Below are 20,226 nucleotides of genomic sequence, written 5' to 3'. Positions count from 1 at the left end.
GGATTAAACTGAAACGCTAATAAATGGTACTACTAACTCTTCAACAGAAATACCACCATGAGCAACAATTTGTTTCCCTTCTTGAATAAAAGCTTGGCGACCTGGTGCTAGAAGCGGTAAGTATTTTTCTGGTAATCCTAAAAGTGGCCACTCAATTGCATTGGGGAATTCACTTTTAACTTTTGCCCTCAAAATAGGATCTGAGTAGACTCTCACCCTTTCTCCACGTAAATCAGCGATCGCACCTTCTCTGGGCTGTCCAATACCAGTTGCCTCAATGTTACCGTGGTCAGATGTCAGAAAAATTTGAAATTTTTGTGCCAGCAGCAAGTCTATCAAATTCGCCATCCATCCCAGTTCTGCCCATTGGCGTACTTGGTTGTGCATCCCCGCAGTACCAAGTTGCATCCCGTGCATGATTTTATCGACTTTATCGACCACCAAACCTATTATCCGTAATTTAGGGGATAGTTTTTCTTCTAGCAGTGAAAGACTATCTGTTTCGCCCAGCCCCTTAGCATAGGCAACTTCAGTGGGATTGAAGCCTTGATCAGTCCAGAATTGCTTCCAGAGTTGTTCTTCTTTAGCTGTTGTTTCAAGGCTATTGGGAAAAAGAATCGGAGGTTTCCCTGCAAATATTGCTTGCCTAGAGATGGAAGTGATGGTTGGTAGCCATGCAAATACTGTTTCGTCTTTAAACTTTAACTGAGGACGTTGTGCAAGCAGCACGTTTTTCAGCACTAACCACTGGTCTAAAGCTAGACCATCTAATACTATTAGTGCTACTTTATTGGTTTTCGATGCTTCCAAATTCCGTCTTAAAAAACGCGGAATTTGGTGTAACACTACAGGCGGAATTGGTGGCTGACTGTAAAGTGTGCCATAGCGCGAATTTATCCAGCTAAAAAAGGAATTGTCTACCTTTTCTTGCACGGTAAGAAAGTGTGTATAAAAATCTGATATTTTGTCTTGATGCCACAAAACTATCAATTTTGCCCACGCTTCACTAAATTTCAGCCAATCTTGGTAATTGGCATCACTGGAAGGAATGGATGAGTCTAAAGATTCTAATAAACCTTGTAAGCGTCTGCGTTGGTCAACGTTTGGGTCAAAACTCAAACCTACTTTTATCCAAGAATTTGACTCCAAGCTTGTGGTTGTTATTTTTAGTTTATCAGCGTCTATAGGCTGGAGATAACCTTCTAAAAAAAGATGGTTGATGTAAATGCGAATATCTTGATTGTCGAAAGGCAATTTAGTTACAGTGGCGTAAGTACCAGTTGCTTCAGAAACTTGGCTTGACTTTACTAGGTGCTGACGAACAAATTCTGTCCAAGCTTGCTGCAAAAAGGCAAAGAAGGCTTGGCGATCGCGGATGATTGTTTCTAGGGGTAAGGTGGAAAATAATTGGCGATCGCGCAGAGTTTGAATGAAGCGATCGCATAAAATCTCTGGTAGTCGTTGTCCCCGATAGTGCCAACGCAAAAGAATTAGCAGTAAATCAGATGTTTCCTGGATTAAGTCGGGATCAATGTTGTAAACATAGCGTAGAATAAAATCCTTAGTAGCATTTTCACCTAATTGTTCTGGCTTATGTTGTGCCTGTGCTTTGTATAGTGCATCAAAATTGCTGCGGTCTAGGGAATTAACTACGCTGTAGCTGAGATGGGGAAATAAACTGCCTATACTGAAAGCAAGCTGCCGTCCTGCTTGTACTAAGTCATAGGGCAGCAAGCGTACCTCTTGTGTATCCTTGTTGACAACAACAATTAAATCTAACGCTGCACCTTGTTGTTGCTGGGGACGATATTGGGATTCGTAGATGTAGCGGAAGGCGATCGCATCTTCAAAAGGGACTATTTCAAAACCTCGTGCTTGTATTGTTTGCAGCATCTCTGCTTCCGTTAGCAAGCCGTCTGGATCTGCAACTAACGTCAGATTTGCTACCTGTGGTGTAAATTCTTTTAAAATTTGATTACGCCAGTTCACGAATAGTTCTCCACGCGCATTAGCAACAAGGGTATTAATTCCGGTGTGATTTCAGATTTTTGCTGCATCGCTTCATGCCAAGTTTGTTCCTCTTGGGCCAGCTGCGTCAATCTGTAATCTCTCACTTGAGGTAGTCCAATACGTTCTATTGCACGTCGTCTTGCTGCAAAAGCATACATACTTTTTTCACGTTCTTTTTCAAGCTGTTGGTGATGTTTCCGTAGCAGTTCCTCATAAATGCCCTTACCTTGAACTAATGCCGTTTCCCAGACTATGCTAAATGCTTTTGTTGCTTCTTCTCCACAGAGGTGTTTTTGAATCTCCACTTCCTCTGTTAATAATTGTTCCCAAATATAACGGGCTGTAGGTAAGAAAACTCGCCCATCATCATTAAGAAATAAGGGCATCATCCTTTGCTGATTCCAATCTTCGGTATAAATGGCTATTCGCCACAGTGACCAAAATCCTTGGACATCTCCTGGTAAGCCTGGGATGGAAATACAAGGGATGGGTTGCCCTTCGGCGAAAACTTGTTTCGCCATAACCATGCCTCGAATTTGAGAATCTTCTAAGGTTAAGTGTTGGGCATTGGGTGTGACTGTTGCTTGTGTTGCATTAAACACAGTGTTTTTTAACTGTTCACCTGTAGGTAAAGTTAAATTCCAAATGTCACCTTGTTTTTCAGCTATGCCACCATGCGATCGCAAATAATTGATGGTCATCCGTTCAACCCAGTGGGGGATGGGATGATCTATCAGTTGTTGTGCGGCGGTAGGATCTAGTTCCTCGTTTGTTTGGTAAATTGCTGTACTTTCTTTGGCTACTACAAGCTGTTGTTGTACTCGACTAACAACTTCTTGAACTTTGGTATCTAAACTTTCTGGATTGATCAGGGTTTTGATATACAAGTCGTCAAATATCAGTCCGGCTTGTGCTGAATCCAGGACATCGCCAGTTTTGTCTACACCAAATTCGCTAAGAATAACTGCCAGCTTTTCTTCTAGTACCTCACGGACGCGGTATTCTACGGTGTCTTCAAACACGAAGTTCAAAGCGCGGACAGAGAAAGTTTGTCCAATTCGGTCTACCCTACCAATGCGCTGTTCTAATCGCATTGGGTTCCAAGGGATATCGTAATTAACGACTACGTGGCAGAACTGTAAGTTTAATCCTTCTCCACCGGCATCAGTGGAAATTAAAATGCGAACATCTTTGGCAAAGGCTTCTTGAACTTGTTTGCGTTCCTGCATCCCCATTGAACCGTTGAGACAAACTACAGAGATACCGCGCTGAGTTAAAAATTCCCGCAGCATTTTTTGGGTGGGGACAAATTCAGTAAAAATCAGAACTTTGATGTCAGGGTCGCTTTCTTCCTGTTGCAAGCGATAAATCCAGTCTAGTAACTCTTCCGCCTTGGGGTCTGCACCTGCGGCTTCTGTCAGTTTGGCAGCTTCTAGTAATAATTCCACCTCAGCTTTTTCGTTTTTAAATGCTTTGAGTCGGGTTGTCAGGAGTGAATCAACCTGTTCCTGTCCGTCCATTTCTGACCATTCCTCTGCCGCAAACATTGGGAAGAGGGTTAGTTGTTCTTCTGGTTCGCGTAGGACTTCTAAGCGCCTTTCTAAGGTGGTACGGATGGCATGGGTGGAAGATGTTACTAACCGTTGCATCAAAATCATTAAAAAGCCAACATAACTTTTTTTCTGTTTTAGTGCTTGGTTGTAACCTTCACGCACGTAGTCGGTAACTGCTTCGTAAAGTTGGCGGTGCTGACGATGTTTTACTGACCACGAAACTGGTATAAGCTGAGTTTGTCTTGGTTTAAATAAAGGTTCTCCTTGGGCGTTTATGGCACGGCGTTTTTCGGTACGAATAACGTAAGGTTGTACCCGTTCCCGCGTGACGCTGGAAATATCGGGGAAGGCAACAGGATCTAACAGAGAAATAAGACGATAAAAAGCATCGGTTTTACCTTGATGCGGTGTGGCAGAAAGCATTAGAAAGTAAGGTGCAGCTTCCGATAATCCTTGACCGAGTTTATAACGGGCAACTTGGTCGCTACTACCGCCTAAACGATGGGCTTCGTCTACTATGACTAAATCCCAAGCTGCGGCGATTAAATCTTCAAAGCGATCGCGGTTATATTCTGCTAGTTGTTCTTTTGTCCAGCCCCGGCGTTTATCCATTGGTTTTACTGAGTCCATTGGACAAACTACTTGGTTAAAAAGACTCCACGGATTTTGGTTTTCTGGGTTGCTATACAGACGCTGCAAAGTTTTGATGTCTTCGGGAAGGATAAGCTGAAATTCTTCGTTAAAATGCAGCCGCATTTCGCTTACCCACTGGCTGACTAAACCTTTGGGGGCAACTATCAGGATACGTCGCACCATTCCCCGCAGTTTCAGTTCCCGCATAATTAGCCCAGCTTCTATGGTTTTGCCCAGTCCAACTTCATCAGCTAGCAGGTAGCGAACGCTATTACTGGAAACTGCTTTTGATAATGCTTTGATTTGATGCGGTAAGGGAATAACAGCAGATTCAATTGGTGCTAGGAGTACATCTTGAGTTAGTGCATCTGCTATGCGGGCAGATGTGGCAATGTAGGCAATACCTGCTGGAGTGGTGATTCCTGCAACAGATAGGGGTTTTAGTGTGTCTGCGCGAACGCGAACTACAGTTTCTCGGTTGGGTAGCCAGATGCGATGGAAGGTATTCCCCCAAAGGGTTTGGGTTTCAATAACTTTGCATAATTGGCGATGTTCTTCACTCCACAACCAAGCACCATCCATCATGGTGCCTCTCTCGCTAAATCTTGTAAATGAGGTTTGAGATGGTACACCTCAGCTTCAAAGTCAATCAGCATATCTTTTTGGAGAGATTGACACATTACTATTACATCTTCGCTGTTAGTACCTGTCCCTGAACAAATAGCGGCAAGAGTCATTCCCGCAGGAGCATTACCCAAAAGTCCCAGAATTTTTGCAGCTTCGGGGGTAACAGTAGCTCCCAAACGCTGTTTCCAAAAAGTATCGGCGATAATTTTTAACGGACGAGAATCAAGTTCGATACGGAAGCGGTTGTGTTGTTCATCTGTTAGCACAATTGGAGGACGGCGTTTAGCATTGCGCCAAACACGGGAGACTTCCCGCAAACCAGAACCACCAAGTTCGGCAAAACCTATTAATTTCAAAGCACGAGCAATTAGTGGGTTACGGGCGGTGCTAGTTCCACCGTTCATCAGGTCTTTTTCTGATACTAGTGATGCACCTGCATTAACCATAATTGTACAATGTGGTACTAGTTCGATTTGTGCAACTGTGCGTTGGTCTGTGTAGTCCTGGTGAATAATTAAGTTGATCAAAGCTTCGCGGACAGCAATATAGTCAGCAGAACCGGTGGGTGTCTGGAGATTATCTGTAGATAACCCTTCAATAGGGTTGTGCTGGGTAATAAAATCAATAGCTTTCCGCAGTGATTGGAGTAAGTTTTCAGTTAATTCTTCTCGTTTATCCCAACGTCCTTCAGTTGTTAATCTTGCGCGTAAGTCGAGAATTTCCCGTCCTATTTTGCGGTGAATTTCTTTACCATTGCCAAATAGCAGCGTTAACTGGTGCAAATCGTCGGGTGTAACTTCTCCCCTTCCATCCAGTAAAATTTGGCGAATTACTTCTATTGGGTTTTTCCAGTCAATTGTTATTCCCTGCTCATTTAAGATTTCTAAGTTAAGCCTTGCCTTTAAAATCTTGCTGTACCAGTGCAGAGTTTGCTGGTCTAATTCCGTCCAACCCACGTTCCGGGAAACGTTTGTTTTACCTGTAATAATAAGTTCTTGCCGTTCTTTCCAAGCCTCTAAAAAGCTTCTGCCATCATTTAGTGTTATCGCCTCAATCGGCACAGGTTCACCTTGCAGTACTCGCAACAAATCATCTGGTATTGGTGGTTCTGTTGGTGGACTGACAGCAGCCAAGGATTTATACGTAAGTTTTTCTGTAGCAACTTTATCTATCAGGTAAATACTTTGGGCAGCGCGGTTGCATTCTAAACCCCACACCAACATCGGGTAAAGTAAAAGTGCGCCTTCTGTTGTGCCGACATACAACCTTTTTTCGTCTGAAAACCAGTCTGAAACTGCAACTTCCTCTGGCATAGGTTCACTTTGTTCTCCCATCAACAGCAAGCGAATGATATGGCTAATTTTTTGCTTGCGTTTATGAGCATCAACCAAAAATAAAGGCAACTCACAGAGAGGCAGAATTCCCTCTACTACCTCTTCAAGAGTTGACAGTGGGTTTTTAGTGTTTAAAATTGTAGTCGCACTGTTTTCATTTAAGCCTCTTAAGTCGTGACCAACATCGTTTCTCAGGGTTAGTAAGTTTTCTAATTTACCTTTGGCGATACTCTTTTTATTTAGGAAGGACTGGGAAAATAGAAGCTGTAATGGATGGCGAGTATTAAGGCTAGAAATGGCTTGGACAAGATTGAGAAAGTGACCAAAAGCTAGATTGCCACGAAATTCTGTTAAAGCGGGTGGTGGTGAAACTGTTGCATCTTCTCGTGCCGCAAAGGATGCTATGGCTAACGCACAGAGGTAACGGGTGGTAACTTCTGCACAACGGAGAATTTGATCTAATTTTTCTGCTTGAGAACGGGTACGATAAATGTTGCCATAGGCGTAAGCGATAGGCTGGGGGTAAGTTTGCAGTACTTGGGTGAGCATAGATAACAAGGTTTTACCCGGAAAATACTGCTACATATTATACGGATATACCTCGTAATTAGGGTGGGTCAAACACATATAATGTAGTATTTTTTACTATTTATTTGCATCTATCCATGAAAGGGCAGGTAATACCCACCGTATAGGAGATATAAGTTCTCTGCAATAACTTACAACGCAGAATCCAAAATTATCTTATTCCTCTAATCTGTTAAGAGCGTTGTCATACAACATAATTAATTTTTGGTCTTCTTGCATTACAGTTTCTGGTATTTTCTCGGCTACATCAACAATTAGTTGATAATTTCGCTCCTGCCATGCTTTTTTAAAACCTACACGTACAGCTTCTAAACGAAATATTTTGAGTTTCTTTTGCTTACTTTGACGATATTCGTCGAATTCTTTGAGTAAAGCTTTTTCCCGTAATTTTTCTAAATCTATTGCTCTGTTTGGGTCAGGGACATACCATCTATCTTTGGCAGCACTGATAAGAGTCAGGTGATCTGTTTCCAACCCATTTCCTGAAAGTACGGCCTTTTCTTCAACTTTGTTGATTGTATCGCGGTGGAGAGATGAAAGTTTTAACCAAGAAACAATTTGGTTAGGAATTGCGTCTTTCCCTTCGTAAAGGATAAAGTTTTGTTTGAGAATTTCGGATAATTCTAAGCGTTGTTCTGCTTTCGACCATGCGGCTGTTACTTGCATGAACTGGGGCTGAATTTCTTGGAAAGTTTGGGGTTTTTTAGTAAGTTGCTGTTTTAGCCACTGTACGGCACTTTCTTCGTTACTGACGACTAATTCTAATTGGAGAATTTCTTTTACTGTTATACGTTTTTTATCATACTCTGCTACCTGTTCTGGGAGAAAATACATTTCGTCCCGATTAGTAAAACGTTGTGTGAGTCCGGCATAAAATTCGGAAGCGGAGAAAGGAACAGTAACACCACGTTGAATATGAAAGGCTACCATGCGGTCAAACAATAAATAATTTTGGCGTTCGGCGATGGTTTCAGCTGTTCCGTTTTTAGCGACGAATACAGGGAGTTTTTGTAAATGAGTACGGATGAATTCCCATGCTGCTTCTTCGCTTCCAGCTTCAAGTTGGAAATGTTGTTCAAAGGTAGTATTGGGTTTGTAGGCAGAAATAATTAAGTCTTGTTTTGTAGCATTACTACTATTAACTTGCTTAAATGAACCTTGCTTTTTATCTAGTGTCCGTACATCTGCAATAACAAAACCAGCGTGCTGCATTGCTTCTTGTATAGAATTCCATACACTGTTTCTAGAATTATGAAACTCTACAGTCATCCAGTGTTCTGGTTTGAGAACTCTATAATATTGTTCAAAACATTTCGCCATCAGCTCTTGATATTCAAAGAGTCCTTTACCTTGAACCTTATTTTCTATTGCTTCTCGTTTCGTATTTGTAAAGACTCTAAGCCAAGATTCTCCTAAAAAATTTAATTCTGAATACATGATATTATTACCAAATGGTGGATCAGTAAAGATATATTCAATAGAATTATTAGGAACAAAGTTATCATCCGCAGAAGCTGTTATCGTTAAAGAATCACCTTGCTTGTTTGTGAGCTTTTTAAATCCACGACTTATCCAATTTATTCTGTCACTTATTTGTTCAATGACTGAAGTTTCTATAGGAATTGACGATATATAAAGAGTTCCTTTAAGATAACCAGCATTACAACCACCACCACCAAAAAAATAGTATTTTAGATGAATTCTATTCATTTTAGTTGCTCTATTGAGCATACTGGAAAACATAAATTTGTTAAGTAAGATTGGCGAAGTCTTGATCAGCCTATTTACAACAGATAAAGCAGATAGATTCCTTGTCGTATAAAAATGATGTATGTGTGTAATTCCAGCTTGATCATTGCGACGAGATTCTTCACCCTCCGGCATTCTCTCTGTCGGAAAGTAATCACCTATGTTCTGATTATCAATTTCTTTTGTTAAAGCCAAGTCAAAAAGATCAATTTTTTTATCAAAACTTTTATTATTAAAACTATAGTTAATTAATACTGGTACTTGTTTAGATTGTTTTATAGTCTCATTAATAGCAGTATCGAATCTTGTCACCCATGCTCGTTCTATATTACGTTTAGTCAATCGAGCATTACAATGTGGGCATGAAAAATCATCAAGCACCTTACCAGCTGCTTTATCTATAGCTGCTTCCCAAAATACTACCTCATCAGCACATTCAGGGCAGGTAAAAACATCAGACCAAACAGTATAATTAATTTTTCCAAAAGATAATCTGCTATTTGGAATATCAACTTGTAGATTATTAGATTCTTTAAGTAGTGAAACTCCTCTTCCAATCTGTTCTGGGTTGGGATTGTGCAGCGTTAAATACATCCAGCCGCATTCCTTTTCCACTTCAGCCAATATCCGCTTTGCTTCTTTTTCAAACTCTGATACATCAACAGACGTATTATAGTTGTAAGCAATAAATGTAGCTGCCGGCGAAAGATCATTTAAAATTGCACGTCTAGTACCTAATTTAGAAAAAGCTTTACCTTCTTCATCCAAAATAGTGCCATCAGTCTGCACCTTATAACCCAAAGATTCCACTGTTGCTTTATCACCACACAACTGTGCTGCAACACCCGTCATTCCCGTCCCACAAAAACCATCAAAAACAATATCTCCAGGTTCTGTATAGTGCAAAATATAACGCATAATTGCCTTATGCGGCACTTTCGTATGATAGGAATGAGCATTATAAATCGGGTCATTTTTCCCTTCACTTACATCTGCGGCGAAAGGTTCCCGATGATATTCTTCAGTTTCAGAAGAAGAGTTATTATCTTTTTCTTGATCCCAATAATTAATAAAATTTTCGATAAAAGGATTACGACAGGCAGTATAGTAAGGTGGATCAGAAAGTGCTAAAATCTCTTCATCCTGACCAATAGGAAATCCCTCTATCTGGCGAAATTCTGGTTCTCGTAATTTCTCTCGTAACTTTTCTGTAAAATAACCTCGGCGTGCCTCATCACTTTCAAAAGTCATACCAAGGCACTCAACTGCACCTTTTTCTTCAGAATTTGTATTAAGTTGAATATCTAGTGGTAATTGCTGTCCTTCCATTTGATGACTCTGCTTTGGTTTATATTGTCTTCTCTCAAGCACTTCCAATTCCTAGAGAAAATTCTCTCAGAATAAACTCCTCCTACCAGGAAGCTAGAAGGGAGTTAAGCCTGGGGTTATTTTATTCAACAACAATCCTGACCTTACTTAAATCCTTACCTCTTGCAAGGTCGCCAAGATAATCATCAAAACGCTTCTTCATTTCTTGTACAGTACAAGGTGAACCACCTGCAAGTAAAACTTTTTGTAAGTCTTGCGTCTTCACTACCACTTTCGCCAAACCGGAAAGGACTTCCTTAACCGCATGAATAAACTCGTTTGTCAATGGATTAGGTAGAATCCGTGATGCCAAAAACCCATCTACTAACTGTCTTTGGTCAGTTTTGAGTAAATTCAAATTTTCTCGCGTTGTCGGGTCTTCTAAATTTGCCAGTAGTGTCTGCGTCCAGTTAGCCAAAATTTGGTCTAGCTCTGTTTCAATCTCCCCTAACTCACTGCTAGCAGGTATGTTTATTGCCTCAGTTGCTGGTTTAAACTGACAGTGGGGACAAATCGCTGTGGCTTGCAATTCCGGCTCAGTCAATACTGCACAAGTTTTCAAACTTGCCAGATTATTTTGCCAATCCCGGAACTGAGTAGCTGGCATTAAATCTATTGTCGTCAATTTCTGTAAACTTTGCGAACGCACATCCTTAAGCAACTGGGCTTTGAGCCTGCCTTCATTTACACCTAGTCGCGCGGTAGTATGCAATGCCATGTAATTTTGGATGTAATCCTGCTTCAGGTCTGTTAGTTTTTGCAAGGTTTGCTGGCGAAAATTAACCGCAGAACGCTTGTGGGAATTTAAGATATCTGTCAGAATTTCTCCCTGCACCTGTCGCATTTTAGCTAACCAAGGATGTTCACTCGGTAACACTGCCTCGGCTGTTGTCAGGTAAGATGCAATTGCGCCCAGATTAGTGAGTAAATCTTGCAGTGCAGTAATTTCTGCCAGGGTTTGCAAACCACTACGGTGTGTAGTAATTTCTTGCTCTTGATAGCGGAAGTTTTTCAGCTTACCTGGAGTAGTAAAAGATTGCAGTGACTCCAAAAAAGTTTTAGTTCGGTCTAAATTAGAGCGATATTCATTTTGTAATACATCACTTAAAAGATTTCGCCCCCAGAAAATTAACCCAGTTTGTAATTTCTGCCGTGCTAATACAATTTGATTAACTGTTTCAGTAACAGCTTTCTGCAATTCCTGAACTGGTTCAGCTTGACCCTGAGTTATCAACTGAGCCATTCCTGGTGTCAATCCCAATAGCTCAAATAATGCTCTCAGTGCAGGTAAATTCCAATCTTTCGGTTGTTCAAGGTGCTTAAAGTTAATTAGATCCTCAACAGAAGTAGTTACCAAAGTATCTAAATTATTAGCATCGAACTTGTTACCTGGAACAGCTAATACTATATCCCCGTTGTAAACTAATGCCGCAGACAAAACCACAACCCACTGAGGTTCTAGGCGATATTGACCAGGAGCCATATACTCCACACCCAATACATCCTGAATAATTTCTACACGATTGAGAACTTGACCAGAACCCTTTTGCTGTAGAAGAGACAAAATATATTTGGCATATTTGGAGCTATGAACATCAAGCTTGTCGCCATCGAGTAATTCTAAAGCATCAAGAACTGCGATCGCTTGCTGGGTTTTGCTGCTACCCTTAATAAATCGCAATGCGTCCTGTGCAGCTTGGCTTCTGTTCGCACTGGTAATCAGCACATTAAAAGTAGGATATTCTGGTGCTTGATCGGTAAAATGACTAGCCAAACAGCCAGAACTAATTGTATTGAGAAGATCGCGTACATTTGCACGCGCACCACTCGCTGCTTTAACACCCTTCATCCATTCCAAAAAGGATTTACTTTTTCCTTGGTGAGTAACTTCAAAGGCTGTTGTCATGTGTTCTTGCAGCCAATTAACCAAATTACGTAGAAAGCCTTTTGCCTTATCTTCATAACTTCTCTTCGCTTGTCCCGATGAAGTTGAACCTAAGTCTAATGCAGCAGCATACTTGTTCAAATTCTGTCGAAAGGTATCATCAGGCTTTGCTAATTCAAAGAAAACCTCGTCAGCATTTTTTTCTTTTTTATAAGGTGGCGGGTCAAAAGGTGGAATAAAGTACAGATAAAAATCTCTTGATGGAGCTGCGGTAGAACGTTCATTTGGCGCACCAAAAAACAAATAGCCTTGGCGAGTAGCTTTTTTGGTCGTCCACTCTAACTCATGCAACCAAATGCGATAACCAGTGACATAAGTTTGGTCTGTGCATTCCAGCACCTGTTGGAGTGCTAAAAAATAATATTTGTCTAACTGTGAACTATCCAGACTCTCAGATCGCTTCTCAATCAAAGCATCATAATCATCTGTTTTCTTTAAATCAATATAATATTGACGATTATTAGTGTTAGAAGAAATAAACTGCCCACTGACCGTTTTATAAATTTCCCGTAATACCGTTTCAATTTGGGAGAGCAAATCATCCGCAGGCTCACCCCCTAACTCTGCTACTACTGGGTCATAGAGACATAAACTATCTCTTAACTCATCTGGTGTTGCACCCAAAGGTGAGTAAATATCTCCTACAGTTAAACGATGTACTGATAGCGCGGCGATAATTCGCAATGCTATTGGTTTATAAATAGGACGAGTCAAAGCTTGCTGAATGCGTCCTTCTAGCACCTGGGAACAATCAATCACTGCGCGAATATCGGGAACTGCGCGGAAGGAAGGGTTTTCTTTGAGGGTATCCCAGTAGCTATCATAAGCAATTAAACCTGGTGCATCTTGCGGCATATTTTGGTTGACCAATTTCCGCATCGTCACAGACAGAGTTTTCAGCACCTCCCGCTTTTCAGCAACAGTAATTCGCTCAAATGTATCAATATAATCCGGGTGAATGGGAAACAGCCTGACAAATTCATCCATCCGCTCGTTCATATTGCCGTAGAACTTTGCGAAAGGAGTTAAATGTTCTCGAATTTTTGTTAGTTGGTCTGCGGTTTTCTTTAACAGACGTTCTGCAACTACATATTTAATATCTCTACGAGCAATTAATATTTGCTCAAAACGGTCTTTGACTCGACGAATTGCATCAGCTACAAATGCAAAACGAGGATTATCAAACAAAGTTTCTTGCAAACCTGCAATAATGCGGAACCTCAAATCTTTGCAAACTTCGCCTAATTCTCTTAAAAATCCCAGATCAAGAATTAAGGCTTGGTCTTTGCGACTGCGTAAATAGTCTAAGAACTCATCTATCACAAACAGCAAACCTTGGTCAGGAAACTGTTCGTGAAAAAGCGCCATCATATCTTCAAATACACCCTTATGATTAGGGATTGTATCCCTTGGTGGAAACTGAAATCCAATCCCCCAAGTTAAGAGTGCTTCTTCTAGCTGGGAACAGACAACTTCTCGCAAATCCATTGTTGTCGAACCCAGTTCTATGCGAATCACCTTGAACTTACCAGCAATGGGACGCGCACTTTCAGCAACTTGAGGATTTTGCAGATAGCTAGAAAGTTCTTTATGTTCTGCGATCGCACTTATCACTGACATCAAATGCGACTTGCCAGTACCGTAATTTCCTACAACCAGAATACCTTTATTATCAGCAGGCTGCTCAAATTGCAAATTCGGAAAAACTACAGATGCTAGACGATCTGCCATCTCTTGAGAAATTACATAAGTGGAAACCAGTCGCTGTGCCTCAGCTAATTCACTAGCATCCTGTAATTGAATTACAGTCTCAATAGGCTCAAATTGAATTAACTCACCGTATTTCATAGCACCATTTTTACTCTAGTTATTAGCTTTAGCTGGCTTGCATCTGTTCGAGGTTAACGATTAAAAAATCCTTTACAGGATAACGACGGTACTCAGGATGTCCTAGTTCAGCATAAATTAAATTATTGTTCTCAATATTACCGTGCCATCTAGCCACAATGGTACGATTGCGGGCTAATTTCTTGAGACACTGTAATGGGTCAAGGTTGAGAGAAGTATCAAACAGAATCTCCAAGTGTTCTAAAAAAATTACCCTATTATTAGGATTCCCAACTATTTTTTTTAATAACTCTTCTGCTTTTAAAGAACGCTGCCGTTGTGTCAACTCTAGTAACTCTCGACTCAATTCTAGGCTAACGTTTATGTATCTATTGTTACCAAAATCGGAAATTTTTTGAAAGTTGATTTTTTGAGTGCGATCGCTTTGCCTGCCGCAGGCATCACATGGAACTATAATCAGCTGATAGTACATTTGTGCGGCTTGGGGAAAGTAGCTGCTAATTTTTGTGGATATTAATTCATATTCAGCAATATTTGGTTGTTCAGGCTGCGTGTTCACCTCAGACGATAACTTTGCAGATGAAGAAGAATTTTCATTTGTTTCCCTGTCTTCCTGATCCTGAGTTTCTGTGTCTGCCATTTGAAAGGGAGTTGACTCTACTGCCTCATCTGTTGCTTGATAACGTTCGTCGCAAATTTCCTGATATGCACAAAAGCCGCAATTAGTGTGGGAAGAATTAGCCAGGAAATTTCCATCCAAAATCTGTTGAACTAAAATTTCTGCCTCTTGACCAGTGTTTTGCAATTCTTCAATGCTAAATGAGTGTAAATAATCATGCCGCAGGTAAGCTATGTGAGCATTAGTGCTTCCTGTTGCTTGTGCATAAGCCCAAAGCTGAAAACGGTGATGTTGTGGGTCTATTTCTTGGTCAGTTTTGAAATCTAAAACCCAGTCTTCTCCTAATAAATCAACAATACCGTTAAAGGTCAAGCGCCCAATATTCAAATTTACAGGCAACTCCCACTGCCCTTTTTGAAACAAGGCAAAATCTACCACTCGATCAAATCGCTGTGCTAGCTGCAAAGCCTCATCAACATATTCTTTTGCCAAACTAACGTCAAATCCTGCTAGTGTTTCTAAGTCGCGGATATCCCGTTCCAAAGCCAAGTGTGCCAAAGTTCCGACTCGCCTTGCCCTTCCAACGCCTGAGCCAATCCCTGGATGACCTTGTATAAACCGATAAGCAAACCGTTTGGGACATAGGGCATACTCACTTAAAGCAGTGACAGGTAATTCAAATAAACCTGCTCCGACAGAATTGATTAGTAAACTATGAGGTTCTGGTGGTAAAGGTGGTTCTGGTGGCACTGGGGGTTGTGCTAATTCTGAATTAAAGGGAATAGTATTTAGAGAAATTCCCGCAGCAGTTAAACCAAGTTCTAACTTATTTAAACTACCTCTAGATTCGTGGGTTGCAGTCAGAATTAGTTGATCTCGCGCACGGGTTAAAGCTACATACAGTAACCGCAAAGCCTCTGCTTCTTCCCTCTGTTTCCGCAAATGCTCCAAACAAACGTATAGCACAGGCTTTTGAGTTTCACCTTGCTCATCCTCTAACTTCAAAGCAACACCGTATGCAGGGTCAAAGTAAACTGTTTCGCTGGGATGGGATTGGGAACGGGCTAAATCAGGAATAACTACTACTGACCACTCCAAGCCTTTAGCAGCATGGATACTCATTAAAGCCACTGCATCATTAGCTGATAAAGGTAAACGGGGTATTTTTATTTCTGCTGCTGCTAACCGCTTAATACGACGGACTGCGGCAAACACATCACTACTGCCATGTTCTAACTGCTGTACTAATTCTACAAAACCTCGCCAGTCAGCTTCTCGCCGTGCTGCACCCGGTAAGTTAGTAATGACAGCAGTGTAACCAGTTAGATGATTTGCTAGTTGCAGAAGGCGAGTTGGGGGTTCTAAATTGCGATCGCGCAACAGTTGACCCAATACTTGTATTGGCCGCTGCAATTCAGGAATATCAGATAATTTTAGTTTTTGCCACCAGTTAGTTTTCGATTCTTCGTCTTTTTCTGTGGTCTTATTTTGCTCTTGGCTTTGAATGAAAGTAAACAGAACTCTATCACTAACTGCAAAAAACGGACTACGCAGCACTGCCACTAAAGCTAAATCGTCACTGGGATCAGCCAAAAAACGCAACAATGCCCAACCATCTTTAGCTTCTCTTGTGGCCAGTAAATTACCACCGCCAGCCAAAGCGACAGGAATTCCCACACTTTCCAAAGCTTCGCCATAAACTTCCAACGGTTCCCATGTGCGAGACAATATTGCAATATCTCCAGGCAGCATTGGACGCAGCATCTGAGTTTTTTTATCGTAAACCGGAGTTTGGTCATCTAGCATTTTTTTGAGTAGTTCCGCTATATGACAAGCTTCTACTCTTAAACGCTGAGGTTTATTGATGTCTGACTCGGCTTGTACTGTATAAACTTGTACTGGCGGGTAAGAATTAGGGCAGTCTGCGCGATGAGCGTCTAAATTTTGGTGTATATTCCCTAACAATGGGGCAAATATATTGTTGATATCATCCACCAGTAGTTTGTGAGTGCGGAAGCTAGTGGTTAAAATCTCTTCATTTCCACCACAACTGGTAATGCGATCGCGCCAACTTTGAAATACTTCAACATCAGCACGGCGAAAGCCATAAATTGATTGTTTAGCATCCCCGACTATAGTCAGTAAAGTATTTTGCGTGAGTAATTGTAATATCTCCGACTGAACAGGGTTAGTATCTTGAAATTCATCGACTAAGAAAGCCTGCCATCGTTGAGCATAATAAAACTGTACTTGCTCATCTTGTAAAGCTCTCAGTGCGCCAACTTCCAAATCTGCAAAGTCCAAAACACGAGAACGGTGTTTCTCTTGATTAATATGTCTTTGTACTAAACTAAACGCTTCTTGCAGTGCTGGTAGCATAGTCTTTAACTGCTCATCAGCCACACCAAATTCTAGAGTTACTAAACCATCTTTAAGAGCTTTTTGGACTAAATCTCGCAGTTCATTGATAGTTTTTTTAACAATTTCTAAGACTCCCTCCGGCCAATTCTTTTTACTGCCAAAATTAAGTTTGAGTCCAACTATCACCAATAGCGATTTTATAATATTTTCTCCCGACTCTAAAGCATTCATTGCTTGCAAAGCTGGTTGACGGGTTTCTACTTCCAAGCGATCGCTTGCTTGTCCCACATAAGTTTGTAGAGTCATACGAACTCGTTGCCAAGTGAGATGCTGCAACAACTCACTCAGAGCTTTTGCTTGTAATTCCTGTGCCAATTGCTGCCATTTTTCAGTACCCTGTGCTAAAGCTTTCTCAGCAGCAATTGGGTCTTTAAGCAATGCCTGCAAACTTTGGGACATCAAAGAATAAGGAATTTTTTCGTAAAGCTCTACTGGCAAAGAATCCAATGCTTCATCTAACCACTGGCTTACCCAAAGAATTCCCTCCAGTTTATCTAAAACTGTAAAATCAGGTGGCACATCCGCAGCTTGGGGATGTTCCCGACAGATTCGCATTGCTAAAGCGTGGATAGTACTAATTTGAGCCGCCTCAAGTTCTGCCAATAAGTCAGAACGTTCTGGTAATTCCTGACTGACCAAAAGACGAATGCGCGATCGCAACTCCGCAGCCGCTTTTTCTGTATATGTAACTGCAACAATCTCTAAAGGTGAAAACTCACGCACCCGTAGATGATACAAGTAGCGTTCCGCAAGCATATAGGTTTTACCAGTTCCCGCACCTGCTATGACTGCAACATTACCGTTGGCATAGGCTGCTCTTTGTTGTTGTTCAGTCAAACTCATAGGTTAATTCCTTTGCGGCTTTGGCGAGAACCTTTACGACAAACTAAGTCGTAAGAACAATACTGACAGGCATTTTGATCGACATCCGGTTCAACTGCGTAATATCCTGTGTGCAAGAAAGTTTTGATTTTTTGAGCGATCGCTTCTAATGTTTCTTGGCTTGGTTGTTTCTTAGGAAGCTTTTTGCCCTTGGTTACAGAATAATAATAAGCTTCATGTACTGTTTCTCCAGGAAACAAAGTTGTACTAGCGAAGTGAATATATAGAGGTAATTGAATATCTACATTAGCTTTACCAGATTCATCTTTGATACCCTTTGGCACTTGAGAACTGGTTTTATAATCTAATAAAACTAAACCTTGGGGAGTGCGGTCTATTCTATCAATTACACCTTTAATATTTAAGCCATACCATTCTCCACTAAACTCTTTCTCTACATGAAAAAACTCTGCCTCTGATTGACGAAAATCAGGTTGCACACAAGCACGCCCTAAAACTTTTAAATGTTCTATTCTCCGAGCTTCCCAGGCTGACAAGACAGGTAACTGTAAGTCTTGTTCTGCTTGCACAAAAGCAGATTGTAAATTCTCTGTAATTATGCTTAAATCTGAAGTATTTAATAAAGCTAGTTCCAAGCTCCGGTGATAGAGAGAACCTCTTAATCCTGAACTTAATTCTTCTTCAGCTTCTTCCAACTCTGCCAATTTTAAAACTTTATTAGCAAACCATTTAAAGGGACATTGACCCAAAGCAGTTAGTTGAGATGCACTAAATACTCGTCTATCCGGGTCTAATGGCAGACCAATTACTCCATCGTACTCATCATAAGAGTCTGCTCCTTCTCTTCGTTTTTCCACATTCCAAGCATGAAATGCCTGTGGTAAAACATCATCGTCTGCTAAAGTCTCACGTCGAAGATAAAGTTGTCGTGCCTCTTCTAAGCTGGCAACAGGTAAAGGTGGAGGTTGCAAAATTTCCAATCTCAATCGGGACAAGTAAGGACTGGGTAAAGTGGCTTCCTTGCCAATCATCTGCGGGTAAGAAAAAGTCAAGCTTTGGATAGGAGTTTGTAGTAAAGCATAGAATGAAATTACTTCTCTTCGCGCCGCTTGTGCCGCATCCTCAAACTCAAACCCCTGTTGGCGCAGTAGTTTACGTTCGTAAAAATCCAATATTGGGTCATCTTGTACTAGCGCTGGTAAAATACCTTCTACTGCACCCAAGACAAAAACGTGCCGAAATTTTGCTCCAAATAAGGAAAGGGGTGTATGCAATTCCACACCTCCTCTACCAGGTTGGGCAGGCACAGTCACCAGTGCTAAACTGCCCATAACATCCGCAGCAAATTCTCCGAAACTGATGACTTCCTCTTCTGGTTTCGACAAGTCCACCAGCACTTCCTGAAATTCATAATAAGCAACAATCTCCCTAGCCCAACGTCCTGCACCTTGACGCAAGTTAAATTTATTCAATACATCTTGCATCCGTTCTACCCAATTATCGCGAGTATCTTCGTACTGCCAATCGAGCAGGGAAAGGTTAATGCCCAAACCTTGCCATGCCAAAAGGTCAGATGGATGCTGTTTACGAGCTTCTTGCCAAACTTGGGCAGATAAAAAAGAACACAAGGGATGCCTAAGCAATCTGGCAGTTAACTCAAAGGGAAATTTTTCTTGGATAACTTCCAATAGTAACTGTACCCAAGCTCCCAGCCTAGTGGCGTTCAACGGTACTCCATAAAGAGCGCGTACTGGTAATTTGTACTCGTAAGCTACATCTAAGACTGACGGGCCATAGAATGTATCATCCCTAGCGACAAGCACAATTTCATTTGCTGGCGTTCCTTGACTGAGAAGATTTTTTACCTGGGCTAACGCGCCACGTACCTCTGATTCCAAGTGTGGATAAATGTAGACTTTGACATTAGGAGGAACTATTGTCGTATTAAGGAAACAATTTTGCAGTTGCTCACCTAATGAAAGAGTAGTTTCTTCCAAGGCTTGTACTTCCCAGCCCTGCTGCTGTAACCATTCCACAGCTTTTTTAGGATCTACAAAGTTGCTAGACTCTGGACAAGGCAATACCATCACACTGTCATCATCTGCGATCGCATTTAAAAAGTTAAGTTGGTCAATGCGGGGATGAAAGTAGCCATAAATCAGAACTGGTTGATGTTTAGTAATAGCACCGCTAGCCTGCCACAGAACTTCAGCAGGATCTATCATGCCCCTTTCTCTGAGCAAACTTACGTATGTTTGAGCTAAAAGAGCTAGTTTTTGGGTACGATTACTACTAACAGCAGCAAGTGATTCTGGATTGATTCCGGCACGCAATATAGCTTTGACCGCAGAAGACAGAGCGCGTGTAGTTCCTTCAACATCAGATGTTTGAATAACTCTACCTACTGCTGTATGCAGCAAGCGTAATGCGATTAGTATTGGTGCAACTCGAATACCTGCTTCTAGCAAACTTTGTTTTCCCAAAGTTTCTAAGCTTTGGTGTGGTACTTTTAATGCTCGTGCTGCAAGTGAAGTTGGGGTAATTACCTTAAGAGAGGGATACTTAGCTAACTGCTGGATTAAATAGCTATGAGGTAGGCTGAAGTCAACAAGTCGCTTCATTTAATTGTGGTTGCCAATTTTTGAGGTTTAGTTTTGGCTTCCCTATCGTGAAAGTCCATCTTCCTTG

General features: G+C 41.3%; 7 protein-coding genes. All 7 read right to left on the bottom strand.

What is annotated here, in order from left to right:
* Window positions 1–3: 3 nt before the first annotated feature.
* Window positions 4–1,989 (bottom strand): BREX-3 system phosphatase PglZ, encoded by a 1,986-nt coding sequence (gene pglZ / locus RMY27_RS23910; protein WP_322667375.1) that lies wholly within the window; start codon window positions 1,987–1,989, stop codon window positions 4–6.
* The gene (locus RMY27_RS23905; protein ID WP_322667374.1) at window positions 1,986–4,781 is read right to left on the bottom strand and encodes a DEAD/DEAH box helicase; all 2,796 of its coding nucleotides are present in this window, start codon (window positions 4,779–4,781) and stop codon (window positions 1,986–1,988) included. The genes pglZ and RMY27_RS23905 overlap by 4 nt, the downstream gene beginning before the upstream one ends.
* Window positions 4,778–6,706, bottom strand: coding sequence for a hypothetical protein (locus RMY27_RS23900; protein ID WP_322667373.1), 1,929 nt, complete (start codon window positions 6,704–6,706; stop codon window positions 4,778–4,780). The genes RMY27_RS23905 and RMY27_RS23900 overlap by 4 nt, the downstream gene beginning before the upstream one ends.
* A gap of 195 nt (window positions 6,707–6,901) precedes the next feature.
* Window positions 6,902–9,823 carry a DNA methyltransferase gene (locus tag RMY27_RS23895; RefSeq protein ID WP_322667372.1) on the bottom strand — a complete coding sequence of 974 codons (2,922 nt, stop codon included), beginning with the start codon at window positions 9,821–9,823 and terminating at the stop codon, window positions 6,902–6,904.
* Window positions 9,824–9,944: 121 nt separating this feature from the next.
* On the bottom strand, window positions 9,945–13,655 hold the full coding sequence (locus tag RMY27_RS23890; RefSeq protein WP_322667371.1) for a DUF6079 family protein: 3,711 nt from the start codon (window positions 13,653–13,655) through the stop codon (window positions 9,945–9,947).
* A gap of 28 nt (window positions 13,656–13,683) precedes the next feature.
* Window positions 13,684–17,538, bottom strand: a complete 3,855-nt coding sequence (gene brxF, locus RMY27_RS23885) for a BREX-3 system P-loop-containing protein BrxF (protein WP_322667370.1) — start codon at window positions 17,536–17,538, stop codon at window positions 13,684–13,686.
* Window positions 17,535–20,159: a PD-(D/E)XK nuclease family protein gene (locus tag RMY27_RS23880; RefSeq protein WP_322667369.1), complete on the bottom strand. Its 2,625-nt coding sequence runs from the start codon at window positions 20,157–20,159 to the stop codon at window positions 17,535–17,537. Before RMY27_RS23880 ends, brxF begins: the two co-directional genes overlap by 4 nt.
* Between the last annotated feature and the right edge of the window lie 67 nt (window positions 20,160–20,226).

The organism is Nostoc sp. DedQUE09 (genome assembly GCF_034530915.1).
Lineage (GTDB): Bacteria > Cyanobacteriota > Cyanobacteriia > Cyanobacteriales > Nostocaceae > Nostoc.
Note: the sequence above shows the minus strand (reverse complement) of the source record. Positions and strands in the feature narration are given on the sequence as shown.